This window comes from Clostridium polynesiense (genome assembly GCF_000820705.1).
GTDB classification, from domain to species: Bacteria; Bacillota; Clostridia; order Clostridiales; family Clostridiaceae; genus Clostridium_AA; species Clostridium_AA polynesiense.
The window spans coordinates 1-13955 of the sequence record NZ_CCXI01000072.1 but is presented as its reverse complement, the minus strand read 5'-3'; the positions used below and the strand labels follow the sequence as shown (position 1 = coordinate 13955).

The 13955-nt window shown below is 33.7% G+C and carries 12 protein-coding genes and 1 pseudogene; 10 read left to right on the top strand and 3 right to left on the bottom strand.

Annotated features, from left to right (window positions below):
- A pseudogene (locus tag TA89_RS06965) lies at nucleotides 1–1652 on the bottom strand (vitamin B12-dependent ribonucleotide reductase); the annotation flags it as partial.
- A 194-nt stretch (nucleotides 1653–1846) separates the two neighbouring features.
- Here TA89_RS06965 and TA89_RS06960 point away from each other — a divergent pair.
- From TA89_RS06960 to TA89_RS06950, 3 genes are all read left to right on the top strand, one after another.
- The gene (locus tag TA89_RS06960) at nucleotides 1847–2347 is read left to right on the top strand and encodes a gamma carbonic anhydrase family protein (protein WP_040212076.1); all 501 of its coding nucleotides are present in this window, start codon (nucleotides 1847–1849) and stop codon (nucleotides 2345–2347) included.
- Between the two features lie 63 nt (nucleotides 2348–2410).
- On the top strand, nucleotides 2411–3262 hold the full coding sequence (locus tag TA89_RS06955) for a ComEC/Rec2 family competence protein (protein WP_052447352.1): 852 nt from the start codon (nucleotides 2411–2413) through the stop codon (nucleotides 3260–3262).
- 63 nt (nucleotides 3263–3325) lie between these two features.
- Complete coding sequence (locus tag TA89_RS06950) at nucleotides 3326–3748, top strand: YaaR family protein (RefSeq protein WP_040212073.1); 423 nt, start codon at nucleotides 3326–3328, stop codon at nucleotides 3746–3748.
- A 34-nt stretch (nucleotides 3749–3782) separates the two neighbouring features.
- Here TA89_RS06950 and TA89_RS06945 read toward each other — a convergent pair whose 3' ends face one another.
- Nucleotides 3783–5687, bottom strand: a complete 1905-nt coding sequence (locus TA89_RS06945; RefSeq protein WP_040212071.1) for an NAD(+) synthase — start codon at nucleotides 5685–5687, stop codon at nucleotides 3783–3785.
- A gap of 577 nt (nucleotides 5688–6264) precedes the next feature.
- Between TA89_RS06945 and TA89_RS06940 the strand changes: the two genes are divergently transcribed.
- The 7 genes from TA89_RS06940 to ymfI all read left to right on the top strand — a co-directional run bounded on the left by TA89_RS06940 (nucleotide 6265) and on the right by ymfI (nucleotide 12435).
- Nucleotides 6265–7500, top strand: coding sequence for a 4Fe-4S dicluster domain-containing protein (locus TA89_RS06940; RefSeq protein ID WP_040212069.1), 1236 nt, complete (start codon nucleotides 6265–6267; stop codon nucleotides 7498–7500).
- 24 nt (nucleotides 7501–7524) lie between these two features.
- Nucleotides 7525–8445, top strand: coding sequence for an RnfABCDGE type electron transport complex subunit D (locus TA89_RS06935; protein ID WP_040212067.1), 921 nt, complete (start codon nucleotides 7525–7527; stop codon nucleotides 8443–8445).
- Complete coding sequence (locus TA89_RS17965; protein ID WP_040212065.1) at nucleotides 8445–9431, top strand: FMN-binding protein; 987 nt, start codon at nucleotides 8445–8447, stop codon at nucleotides 9429–9431. Before TA89_RS06935 ends, TA89_RS17965 begins: the two co-directional genes overlap by 1 nt.
- 8 nt (nucleotides 9432–9439) lie before the next feature.
- On the top strand, nucleotides 9440–10126 hold the full coding sequence (gene rsxE, locus TA89_RS06925) for an electron transport complex subunit RsxE (protein WP_040212062.1): 687 nt from the start codon (nucleotides 9440–9442) through the stop codon (nucleotides 10124–10126).
- A 22-nt stretch (nucleotides 10127–10148) separates the two neighbouring features.
- Nucleotides 10149–10727 (top strand): electron transport complex subunit RsxA, encoded by a 579-nt coding sequence (gene rsxA / locus TA89_RS06920; RefSeq protein ID WP_040212060.1) that lies wholly within the window; start codon nucleotides 10149–10151, stop codon nucleotides 10725–10727.
- Nucleotides 10728–10745: 18 nt separating this feature from the next.
- Nucleotides 10746–11543, top strand: coding sequence for an RnfABCDGE type electron transport complex subunit B (rnfB, locus tag TA89_RS06915; RefSeq protein WP_040212080.1), 798 nt, complete (start codon nucleotides 10746–10748; stop codon nucleotides 11541–11543).
- 151 nt (nucleotides 11544–11694) lie between these two features.
- Nucleotides 11695–12435, top strand: coding sequence for an elongation factor P 5-aminopentanone reductase (ymfI, locus tag TA89_RS06910; protein WP_040212057.1), 741 nt, complete (start codon nucleotides 11695–11697; stop codon nucleotides 12433–12435).
- 53 nt (nucleotides 12436–12488) lie between these two features.
- Here the strand turns inward: ymfI and TA89_RS06905 are convergent.
- Nucleotides 12489–13955: sensor histidine kinase (locus TA89_RS06905; RefSeq protein ID WP_040212051.1), on the bottom strand; the 1467-nt coding region annotated here is incomplete at its 5' end.

Here is a 13955-nt window from a genome sequence, read left to right as displayed (position 1 = left end):
AAAGAAGTATTCAATGCTCCGGCAGATCTAGCATGATTTCTCATAACCTTAAGCATAAATTCTTTGTTTATTTCATACTTAGCAAATGGACCTACAGCTTCAGCCATTAAAGCTGATACATGATAGGACTGACCGGTTAAAATACCTATTAAAGAGCTTGCCAGTGTTCTTGCTTCTTCTGAATCATAAGGATGACCCATAACCATAAGAAGAGAAGCTAAATTTGATACTCCAAGTCCTGTGGTTCTAAAGTTATAAGTTTTTCTGGCAATATCTTCAGTTGGATATTGACCCCATTGTATAGAGGCTTCCAGCATAAGCTGGTTTAAAGATATCATATGTAAAAATCCATTTATGTCAAAAACATTTTTCTTTTCATCATAAAAATTATATAGATTTATCGATGATAGGTTGCAGGACGTATCATCAAGGAAAGCATATTCTCCGCAGGGATTTGTAGAATTAAGCTTATTATGTTTTGCAAAAACCTGTCCATCTTCACCTGCAGGACATGTGTGCCATGCGTTAAAGGTATCATCGAATTGTGGAGCAGGGTCTGCACATTTCCAGGAGGACTCATTCATTAAATCCCATAGGTGCTTAACTTTAACTTTTTTATTAATACTGCCGTCAACTCTTCCTTTTAATTCTATCTCTGAATCAGGATTGCTTTCCAAACCGCTAACCTTTTCCATAAAGTCATCATTTAATCTTATAGAGTTATTGCTGTTTTGACCGGAAACCGTAGCATATGCTTCACCATTAAAATCAGAATCGTAACCCATTTTAATCAGTGCTCTTACCTTATCCTCTTCATTTGCCTTCCAGGTTATAAATTCTTCAATTTCAGGATGATCAACATCTATGCAGACCATCTTTGCAGCTCTTCTTGTAGTTCCACCGGATTTAATAGCTCCTGCATTTCTGTCAAAGCTTTTTAAAAAGCTCATTAGTCCTGAAGAAACTCCGCCTCCTGAAAGTTTTTCTCCCTCAGCCCTCAGACTGGAGAAGTTAGTTCCTGTACCTGAGCCGCCCTTAAATAGCTTTGTTTCAGTCACAAACTGCTCAGAAATGGAATGTGAGCCTAATAGCTTATCTTCTACTGATACTATGAAGCATGCAGAAGACTGAGTTCTTGTATAATTATCCTCTGATAATACAACCTTACCCAATTTTTCATCAAAGTAGAAATTTCCCTGTGGAGTACCTTTAATACCGTATGCTAATGCTAGTCCTGTATTAAACCACTGAGGAGAGTTTGGAGCATAAAGCTGAGCTAAAAGACCGTAAACCATCTCGTCATAAAAAATAGAGGCTTGATCCTCTGTTTTTATTATGCCTTCGTCTTTAAGAGCTTCACACCAGAAATTAACCATTCTGTGGGCAACCATTTTCATGCTGTTTTCAGCGCCAGTAGCTGTGGGTACCCCTGCTCTTCTAAAATATTTTGATGCTATTATATCGCAGGAATTTTGAGAATAATGTATTGGAAACTCCAGATCCTTCATCTCTGTCAGAGTCTTTCCTGTTTTATGATCTTTAAGCAGTACATCGACTTTTTTCCATTTAAACAAATCATAAACGGTTTTTGATTTATTTTTTTCTAATTCTTTAGTATAATATCTCTTAAACAAGTCGTTTAATTGAGCCATTAGATTACCTCCCAAAGGAATTTTTATCACTATATATAGTGGTTACATTTATTTTAGATACTATATATTGGTTATAAAAATTATATAGTATTTTAAAATATAATTCAACAATAAAAAAATGCTTTTATACTAATATATTTTTGATTTAATCCTTCTTATTCTGTTTTAAACCTTAATTTATAAAGGAGAAAATTATGATAATAAATTTTTTAAAATATGAACCTGAAGTAAGTGAAGAAAGTTTTGTAGCTAATAATGCTTCGGTGATTGGCAGGGTAAAAATTAAAAAACACAGCAGTATTTGGTTTGGTGCAGTTATTAGAGGAGATGAAAATGAAATAGAAATAGACGAAAACACAAATATACAGGATAATTGTATTCTGCATACCGATGCTCACATCAAGATGAGAATAGGGAAGAATGTAACTGTTGGACACGGAGTTATTATTCATGGCTGCAATATTAAAGATAATGTACTTGTAGGTATGGGAACGATAATTTTAAACGGAGCGGAAATAGGGGAGAACTCTATAGTAGGAGCGGGATCCCTAATTACCGAAAATAAGATAATACCTCCCGGAGTGCTTTGTATGGGATCACCTGCCAGAGTGGTAAGAGAACTTACCAAGGAGGAAATTCAAAATATTCATGACTCTGCAGAGCAATATAAAAATTTATCTAAGAAATACAAATAACACTTAAAAATAAATTCCTTAAGTATTGATAATACTAAACATATCGATACAGGAGGGATAGGAATGAGAAATAATAAAATAATAAAGATTTATTTCACTCTTTCAGTGTTAACTTTATTTGTTTTTTTTCAGGCTTCCGTAAATGTATGTGCCGGGGAAGTTCCTGCAGAGGTACAGTTTATTCATGTTGGTCAGGGTGACTGCATATTGATAAAAGGGAAAAGAAATTATTTGATTGATACTGGGAATTTATCAAATTCTCATAAGGTTATAAATCATCTGAGGCAGCAGGGAGTTAATGAACTGGAAAAGCTCATTATTACACATTACCATGAAGATCATTATGGAGGTATTAAATACATACTTCAATACATTAAAGTAAATAAAGTAATACTACCAATGAGCGATAATATACATAAGGAAGAAATAGTACAGGAAATTAAGAAAGTTAATGGCCAATATGATATTATTAAAAATAATATAGAATTAATAGATGATAATATTTCATTGTATTTTATTGCACCTTCAAAAGAAGACAGAGTGTTAGAAAACAATAACTCAACCATAATACTTGGAATTATTGATGGTATATCCTATTTATTGATGGCAGATGCGGAAAATAATCTTGAAAGAGAGATAATGGACAAATACCATATAAAGAATATAAATATATTAAAAGTTGCCCATCATGGACTGCTAACGGGAAGCAGCAGAAATTTTCTTAATAAAGTAAAGGCGGATTTTGCTGTAATAACCTGTAATGGAGAGGAAAGTCCCAGCTATAATGTTCTTCAGAGGATAAAGCTCTCCGGAAGCAGCATACTGAGAACTGATAAGCTTGGAACTATAAAAATTATAAGAGACAAAAATAATCAAGGACATGATGTTATAAAAATATACAATTTAAAGGAATAGAAATTACATAGTAATTTTTGAATTATGAAGGTTTATAAATATTAAGTAACTTGGAGGGGTAAAATGGAAATTTCGCCGCTACGGAAGGGAACTTCGGTAATTTCGGAACGTAAAAAAGTAGATGCTAAAAAGGATTTTTCTCAGAGCTTCAACTTTGCAAGAAATAAGAAGAATCAAGATCAGTTAAAAAAATCAATTGAAGAAATTAATAAGAAGGGTAACAGGCTTGCTGTAACAAAATGTTATGCTGATGTAAAAGCCTATAAAAACCTCATTAAAGAATATCTTCAGGACGTTCTGGAGTATATGTATAATGTTAAGAAGGATATAAGTTTTTGGCAGACTCAGTATTTTATTACTGTAGAAACTATAGATAGCAAGCTGGAAGAACTCACAGAACTTCTATTAAATAATGAAAAGGAAAATCTAAGCATTGCCTCTACCATTGATGAAATACAGGGATTAATAGTAGATATTTATAAATAATAAAAATGTCCTAGAAAACTCTAGGACATTTTTATTATAAAAAGCTTCTGCTGCTTGCATCAGAAGGCATTCTCCAATCTCCTCTGGGGGAAAGACCTACGCTTCCAACCTTTGGACCATCCGGCAGTGCGGACCTTTTAAACTGCTGTGAGAAAAATCTTTTTATAAACACTTCAAACCACTTTTTTATTGTTTCTTCATCATATATATTCTTAAAGGCGTGGTTTGCCAAGAATATTATCTTATCATTATCGGCACCTTGTCTTATAAAATAGTAAAGAAAGAAATCGTGAAGTTCATAGGGTCCTATAATATCCTCGGTTTTTTGAGAAATTTCTCCTTTCTTATCCTTAGGAAGGAGCTCAGGGCTTACAGGGGTACCGAGAATATCCATTAAAGTATCACTTATTTCCCCATAGGTTTCATATTCAGCTGCATATTGAACCAAATATCTTACAAGGGTTTTAGGTATTGAAGAGTTTACTGAGTACATTGACATGTGATCTCCGTTATAGGTACACCAGCCTAAAGCTAATTCCGATAAATCACCTGTTCCTATTAAAATTCCTCTTTCTTTGTTTGCAATATCCATCAATATCTGCGTTCTTTCTCTAGCCTGAACATTTTCATAGGTTACGTCATGAATATCTGGATTGTGTCCTATATCCTTGAAATGCTGAAGGCAGGCATCTACTATGTTAATTTCTTTAAAGGTAGTGCCCAACTCTTTGCACAGATTGACAGCGTTTTTATAAGTACGATCAGTAGTTCCAAATCCAGGCATGGTTATTGTAAGTATATTTTTCATAGGATAATCTAATAGCTCAAAAGTCTTAACAGCAACCAGTAAAGCCAGAGTGGAGTCTAAACCTCCTGAAATTCCTAAGACTACCTTTTTAGATGATGTATGCTCCAATCTTTTTGCCAACGCGGATGCTTGAATTTTAAATATTTCTTCACATCTCTCTTTTCTTACTTTTTCATCAGAAGGCACGAAAGGATGCATTTCAATTCTTCTGTCAAAATTTTTAATTGAGGGGTCTTTAAACTCAAATGGTATTATTTCAGCCTGAAGGTTTAATGAATTCATGCTGTCTCTAAAACTTAAGTTTTTCATCCTTTCATGATTAAGCTTATCTATATCTATTATTGAGGTTATAATTTCGTTATGACGCTGAAATCTTTCATTTTCCTTAATAACAGACCCGTTTTCCGATATAATCAAATGTCCGCTGAACAATAAGTCTGTAGTGGATTCATGAACTCCGCTGGAGGAATAAACGTAGGCACTTATATTTTTAGCGCTTTGAGATGAAACCAACTCTTTTCTGTACTGGCTTTTGCTTACAATCTCGTTAGAAGCAGAAAGATTTCCTATAATATTAGCACCCATTAATGATAAATATGAGCTGGGAGGAATAGCTGCCCATAAATCTTCACAAATCTCAAAGGAAAAATTAATATCTCCAGCTTTAGATATTAAATTAGTTCCAAAGGGAACATATTTCTGAAAGGTTAAATGGATTTTTTCACAGTAGAAAGGCTTTCCTCCGGCAAACCATCTTTTTTCATAGAATTCACTGTAGTTAGGTATGTGTATTTTAGGGATAATCCCTAGTATTTTGCCTGAATAAATAATATAGGCACAGTTATAAAGTGAATAGTTATGAAGAAGCGGTGCCCCAACGGAAATCATAATATCCTTTTCTCTGCTGTAATTACATAAATCCTGTATTGCTTTATCAGATTTATCTAAAAGCTCATTTTGAGAGAACAAATCTCCGCAGCTATAGGAAGTAATGGATAATTCGGGAAATACAATTAGTTTAGAATTCTCATTTAAAGCTAGGTCTATACATTCTTTTATATTTTTCACATTAAACTCAACATCTGCTACCTTAGTTACTGGACAAGCTGCAGCAGTTCTAATAAAATTCATATATATCACCTCTGACATTTATTTTGCTTAATATTCGAGTATAATATAATTAAAGCATAAAATATACAGGTTTTGAATTCATTTTATAAAGTTATATATTTATTTAAATATTTCTTTATAAAAGGAATATTATTTTGATAGTTGGGTAAAATTATAAATGCCTTTATGGCTTCGTAGGTTTTTATATTTTGCTGCAGCTACTGCAGCTTTTTTTTATATTTAAATATTATTGGGGGTAGATGTAATGGATCCTGTATTAGCTAAAGGAATAATACTGATATTATTCATAGGAGCATGGTTATTTATACAATCAAAAAGAAATAGATATTAAAATATAAACCAAATCGATTTTTATCGACTTGGTTATTTTTTTAACATTAATTCTAATTAAAAAACTTCTAAAAATGAGGTGTAAGCTTAATTATTAACTAAAAATATACTAATGATTAATAAAAAGTTAAAAAAGATTGTTAAAAAAAGTGTAATATATTGTAAAAAAACCTTGGTTGTGTTAATATAGCAATGGAATTGGGTAATTAATAACTTTTTAAATAGATTAGGAGGTTGTGGGTAAATTATGGAATTGTTCAGCAGAATTAAAGCACCAAAAATGCTTAAGCTTAAATCAAGTACTCTTAAAGAAATAAACCCAGGCAAAGAAATGCTCTACAATCTTTCCACAGGTTATGGAAACGTTTGTCAGCCGGTGGTGAAGGTTGGGGATATGGTAGAGGTTTCTCAGGTTATAGGGGAATCATCACAGGGGAAATCAGAAAAAATCTACAGTACCGTATCTGGAAAAGTATTAAAAATTATAGACAGTCCAAATAACCATGGCAGCAGAGTACCTACAATAATTATAGAAAATGACGGAGAATATAAAAAACAGGAAAGACAAGCTACCCAGCAGGTTGACTACGAGATCTATATAGAAGCACTTAGAAAGTATTCTCTTACTGACACACAGGGAATAAAGCTTTATGAAAAGTATAAAGTAGATAATCCAAAAGATATAACAAGTATAATAATAAATGCTTCTAGCTGGGATATTAATTCATTAGTACTTCAGTATTTTATTAATGAAAAGTCAGTTGAGATAATGGAAGCTGTTAACATTATAAAAAGTATATTTGTTAATGCCTCTATTTTTTTTGTGTTTAATAAAAAGGACGGCTTTGATTATGATAAGCTAAAATCCTCTCAAAATGTAAATATTAAATTGATTAATAAAAAATATAATCATAAGATGGAAAAGCAATTAATAAATGAAGCTATTGGAAATACCTCCGAAAATAAGGTCCTGGTAGATGAGATTCAAAGTTTATTGGGTATTTATTCAGCTGTTAAATTAAATGAACCTGTAATAAATGAAGTAATAACCATTACAGACCCAGAAATGAATTCATTAAATTATAAAGTAAGAGTAGGAACAAAAATTTCGGACATATATGAAGCTCTAAAGATAAAGGAAGAGCAGATTGATAAAATTGCAAGAAATGGACTTATATCTGGACAGGCACTTATCGGAGCCAGTGTACCGGTTACTCAAGGGACTGAAAGTATAGCTTTTATAAAATATAAAAAGCCTGAATCTGAAAGAGCTTGTATTAGATGCGGTGAGTGCGTTAATGTGTGTCCTTTGAATTTATATCCCATTAAATTGATAAATTATATAAATAAGGAAGATACCCAGGAGTTTAAAAAATATAGAGGGGATCAATGCGTTGAGTGTGGTCTATGTTCTTATGTATGTCCTTCAAGAATAAACTTATCAAGTAAAATTGCATTGGGAAAAAGTAATATATTGAAGTAAACAAATCATCAGGGGGAAAAGTAAATGGACAATAAGTTATTTAAGGTTTCATCCTTTCCTCATATTCATTCAAAAAGAAATGTAAAAACACTTATGAGGGATGTTTTAATATCACTGCTTCCAGCGGTGGGGGTAGGTATTTATTACTATAAATTAGATGCTGTAAAGCTTCTTTTGGCATCTGTACTGGCAGGAGTTATAGCTGAAGTTCTATGGAATAAAGTTGTTAAAGGGAAGTTTGCATTAGAAGACTGTAGTTCAATAATCACTTCGATTATAATAACTCTAATACTCCCAAGTCATGTTCCACTCTGGCTTCCGGCAGTAGGAGCAGTTATTGCTGTTTTATTGGTAAAGCAGTTTTTTGGAGGCCTTGGGCAAAATTTTGTTAACCCTGCTGCAACAGCAAAGGCCTTTATAATAGCATCCTGGGCTGGATTGCTTGTAAAGCCTGCATCTGATGCTGTATCCGGTGCCAGTGTTTCTGACTATGTGCCTGCTATAAAGGATTTATTTATAGGTTATGCAGAAGGAACCATTGGAGAAGCTTCTATATTAGCATTAATTATAGGGGGAATATATCTCCTTGTAAGAGGCGTTATAGACGGAAAAGCTACGGTAAGCTACCTTGTATCAGTGGCCCTCTTCAGTTTTATCATTGGAAAAGACGGATTTATGACTGGAGATGCTGTTAGAGGATTAATGTCAGGTAATATATTTATTGTGGGTATTTTTATGGTAAATGATTTTGCCAGCACTCCGGTAAATGGTATTGGTAAAATAATATTCGGATTTATGTGCGGACTTCTTACAGTATTGTTTAAAGTTATTGGAAACAATTCAGATGGGGCGTACTATGCAGTACTTGTAATGAATTTATTTGCACCTATGATTGAATCTTTAACTATATCAAAGGGCGTTAAAGCTGTTAAGGAGGCAATATAATGAAAGAGAATTTTAAACTTGGTTTAATTTTACTTATTATTACTTCTATTGCCGGCTTTGCTTTAGGATTAGCCAATAATGCTACAGCAGAAGCTATAGCACAAAATTCTAAAATTAACAAGGATGATTTGAAGCTTATACTTCCTAATGCTGACTCTATAAAAACTTCTGATTTAGAGCCAACAGGAATTGTAAAAGAAATTTTAGAAGCTTATAACGGCAGCGAATTGGCAGGTTATGTTTTAAAGGTAGCTCCAAAGGGTTTTCACGGAGAAATCGATATGATGGTTGCTATAGATAATGATGGAAAACAAACAGGGATAAAGGTTATTTCACAATCTGAAACACCAGGGGTTGGGTCTAAAATTGAACTTCCTGATTTTCAGGAGAAGTTTAGGGATAAAAATACTGATAAATTAATAAAAGTAGTTAAAACAGCTCCTTCCAATCCTAATGAGGTAGAAGGAATATCCGGTGCTACTATTTCATCAAATGCGGTAGCTACAGGAGCAAATGAAGCCATTAAATTTTATAAAGCTAATATAAAAGGTGAGGCTGCAGAAGAAGATAATAAAACAATTAATTTAAAGGCCTTAAAAATTGAAGGAGATAAGCTTGGAGAAGAAGAGTCTCTAAAGGATAACTCTGTGATTGCCGTGAATAAGGTAATGAAGGGAGATCAGCTCGTTGGATATGTAATTACTTCTTCAAGCATAGGAATATATGAAGGAGATATAAAGGTTGCAACAGCTATAGATATAAATAAAAAAGTTATAACTGGAATTCAAGTGCTTGAGCAGAATGAAACTTCTGGTATTGGGGATATAATTCTGGAAGAAGATTTTACTGGAAGATTTTCTAATAAATCAACTGATGAGGGTAAAGTATCAGTAGATACAGTATCTGGAGCTACCATTAGCACTAAAGCGGTTATAGAAGCTGTTACAAAGGCTCTAACATACTTTAACTCAAATTTAAAAGGCTAGGTGAAAACATGATTAAATATATAGAAAGATTAAAAAATGGAATAATTACTGAAAATCCTATTTTTGTTCAGGTTCTAGCTATGTGTCCGACCTTAGCTGTTACTTCCAGTGCTGAAAATGCAGTAGGCATGGGATTAGCCACTACCGCGGTATTGATATTTTCAAACTTTTTAATATCCGCATTAAGAAAGGTTATACCTGATAAGATAAGGATTCCTGCTTATATAGTTGTAATTGCCAGTTTTGTTACTATTGTAGACATGCTTATGCAGGGATTTGTTCCAAGTTTATACAAGTCACTTGGAATATTCATACCACTGATAGTTGTTAACTGCGTTATTTTAGGAAGAGCTGAAGCATATGCAGGTAAAAATGATGTAATCTCCTCTATATTCGATGCTATAGGAATGGGATTAGGCTTTACAGTATCATTATTTGCTGTAGGGGTAATTCGTGAAATAATAGGAGCCGGTTCAATATTAGGAATGAGAGTAATGCCTGAAAGTTATAAGCCTGCTTCTATAATGGTTTTAGCTCCGGGAGCCTTCTTTACTTTAGGTCTCCTTATGACTTTGATCAATTATATAAATATTAAGAGAAATAAAGGAAACTCTACAAAGCTGTTGGAGCATGACTGCAGTAAATGCGGATTAGGCTGTGCCGGCAGATGCGGAAATATTGATTTAGTAAAATAAATTTTCATAGAAGGTGAAAGAAATGAGATTATTTACGATATTTATAAGCTCCATGCTTATTAATAACTTTGTACTTTCAAAATTCCTTGGAATTTGTTCCTTCCTGGGAGTTTCTAAAAAAAAGGATGCAGCTTTAGGTATGAGCTTAGCGGTTACCTTTGTTATGACTCTTGCATCAATTATGTCTTTTGTAGTATATAATGGAATATTAAAACCACTTGAAGTAGAATATATGTCTACTATAGCATTTGTTCTTGTTATTGCAGCACTTGTTCAGTTTGTTGAAATGGTAATAAAAAAGACCAGCCCTGCTTTATATAAAGCGCTGGGAATTTACCTCCCGCTGATAACTACAAACTGTGCGGTACTAGGTATGGCTGTACTAAATGTTCAAGAGGAATATGGATTCTTAGAATCTGTGACAAATGGTGTAGGTGCAGCTTTAGGTTATACACTTGGTATTCTTCTTCTTGCATTTATTAGAGAGAAAACTGACAATAATGAAGCTATCCCTCAGGCATTAAGAGGGTTGCCTATAACATTATTTACTGCGGGACTTATGTCAATGGCATTTTTAGGCTTTCAGGGTCTTTTACATTAGGAGGGGAAGAAGATGGAAATTTCTAATTTAGTTTTTCCTGCTTTAAGTTTAGGGGGATTGGGATTAGTTTTCGGAGTGCTTTTAGGCTATGCTTCTAAGAAATTTGAAGTTGAGGTAGATCCACAGGTTCCTTTAATCAGGGAGGCTCTGCCTGGTGCCAACTGCGGCGGATGTGGATTTGCTGGCTGCGATGCCTTTGCTCAGGCAGTGGTAGATGGCGCAGCGCAGCCTAATGCTTGTTCCGTTGGAGGAGCAGCTGTAGCTGAGAAAATCGGTGAGATATTAGGGGTTAGTGTAGATACAACGGAAAAAAATATTGCTTTTGTGAAATGTAATGGAGACTGCCAAAGCAGCAAGGATAAATACCATTATTCATCAAGCCTAAGTTGTCTGGAGGCATCAATGCTTCCCGGTGAAGGTGCAAAATCTTGCAGCTATGGATGCCTGGGACTTGGATCTTGTGTTAAGGTTTGTAAGTTTGATGCTCTTCATATAGTTAATGGCATAGCAAAAGTGGATGAAACTAAGTGTACAGCCTGTGGAGCTTGTGTTAATATATGCCCTAAAAACCTCATAGAGCTGGTGCCTGAATCCAAAAAGGTCAGAGTTAGCTGTAATTCAAAGGATAAAGGTAAGGATGTAAGAGAAAACTGTAGTGCAGGGTGTATAGGCTGCAGATTATGTGAGAAAAACTGTGCTGATAATGCAGTTCATATTACAGACAACCTTGCAAAGATAGACTATGATAAATGCACCATGTGTGGAAACTGTGTTTTAAAGTGTCCTACTAAAGCAATAAAAAGCTTATTAAGCTAGTATAAATAAGAGCCGCTGTGCTCTTATTTTTTTGTGGAGTATTTTAGAGTAAGGTATTTACGATAAACAGCAGGTTTTAAATTTTACAATATGTATCCGCAATGATATAATTTTTAATTATCATCATTACGAAAATTATTAGGAGAAGAATATGGAATTATCAAATAAAACAGCAGTAATTACCGGAGCATCAAGAGGTATTGGGAAAGCTATTGCATTAGAGCTTTCTAAAGCCGGTGCAGGAATAATAGTTAATTATGTTAACAACAAAATAAAGGCTGATGAGGTGGTAGAGGAGATAAGGGCACAAGGAGGATCTGCTTTTGCAGTGAAAGCGGATGTTTCTGATTTCGATGAAGCAAAAGAACTTATCAATATAGCTAAAGAGCATTATGGAAGAGTAGATATTCTCATTAATAATGCGGGAGTTTCCCATGTGGGATTATTTATGGATATGGATATTACAAGCATAAAAAAGGTTTTGGATACAGATGTTCTTGGCATAATGAATACCTGCCACAGCGTAATGAATGAGATGATATCCAGAAAAAAAGGAGTAATTATTAATATATCCTCCATTTGGGGATCCTGCGGCGCATCCTGTGAAGCGGTATATTCCGGAGCTAAATCCGCTGTAAATGGTTTTACCAGGGCTCTGGCAAAGGAGCTTGGACCATCGAATATAAGAGTAAATGCAATTGCTCCGGGAGTTATAGAAACAGAGATGAACTCTTGGCTTTCAGAGGAAGAAAAAACTGAACTCCTTAAAGACATACCCCTAGGAAGATTCGGATTACCGGAAGAGGTAGCAGCTTTGGTAAGATTTTTATGCAGCGATAATGCATCATATATAAGCGGCCAAATAATTACTATAGACGGTGCCATGATATAAAAAGTGGAGCAAAATTAAATGCTCCACTCTTTTACATATGTTATGATTTTATATTAATTATCTGATAAAGGCAATTGAAAGCTGAATTTTACACCTTTTTCTGTATTTTCAACGGAAAAATCACTTTGATGAAGTACTAAAATATTTTTTACTATGGCTAAGCCAAGACCTGTACCATTTTCCTGAGAGCGGCTTCGAGATTTGTTTAATTTATAGAACTTATCCCAAATGTTATTAAGTTCTTCTTCAGGAATTGAAGTACCATAGTTCTCTATGGAAAAAGTCAGTTTATTGTTTTTAGCCTGTGTATTAATAAGTATATTTTCATTATGAGGAGTATACTTATAAGCGTTGGAAAGCAGGTTATTAATTACCTGTTCTATTCTGAAGCTGTCTCCCTGTACCATGGAAGGAGTGCATAAATCCAACTGTAGCTTAAGATTTTTTTCTTTATAAACGTCATTAAATCTGGATATAGAATTGTTGATTAAATGATTTATATCAAAGTTTTCAATATTAAGCTTATAATAACCGGATTCCAAATAAGAAAGATCCAGCATATCCTTAATAAGAGTTTCCATATTTTCTGTTTCATCTAAAATAACTTCTAGATAAAAATCCTTACTGCTTTCATCGGCAATATTGTCTTTTAATCCTTCAGCATATCCCTTTATTATGCTTATAGGAGTTTTTAAATCATGAGAAATTGCAGCTATAAATTCCTTTCTCATTTTTTCCAATGCTCTTTCTTTTTCTATGTCATCCTGAAGCTTTTTATTTTGCTCCTGAAGCTTAACTAGAGCATCACTGAGGTTTTGAGATAAGAAATTGAGAGATTCAGCAAGGCTACCTATTTCATCGTCTCTATTAGAATCGCATTTTACATTAAAATCTAAGGAGCTTAATTGTTTTGCTTCTTTATTTAACTTGATAAGAGGCTTTGAAATCATGTTGCTGTAAACAAAGGAAAGTATAATAACTAAAATAAATGCAGCAGCGAAAATATAAACGAAAAGCTCTCTTATGGCTTCAGAAGCTTCGTTAATGGGTTGAACTGAAGCAAGAGAAACTAACATGCTGTCATTTTTTGTGTTGAAGGAAAAGGGAGCTACACCTATAATATAATCAGTAGCTTTATCATTGCTGGATATTAAGGAAACATAAGCCTTATCTGAGGATTTTACCGCTTCTATATAGTTTTTGTCCGTAAAAATCCTGTTGAATAAAGCGTTTAAAAGCAAAACATCCCTGCTGTTTTCTTTATTGCTGTCTGCTATGTATTTAATCTTTCCTGAGTAATCATAAATAGCTATTTTTGAACTATTTGCATCTTCGAAATTTTCCAATGCTCTATAAAGCATTAAGTCATTGGAAATATCAAAGGAGTATGAAGCTCTGAATTTATCGATGTTATTAGTGAGTTTTTTAACTTTTCTGTAAGTATAAAACTGTTCAAAATACAGGGATTGGAATATCATAGTTCCAGATATTAAAATTAGCAGTGATATGGAGGTGATTAT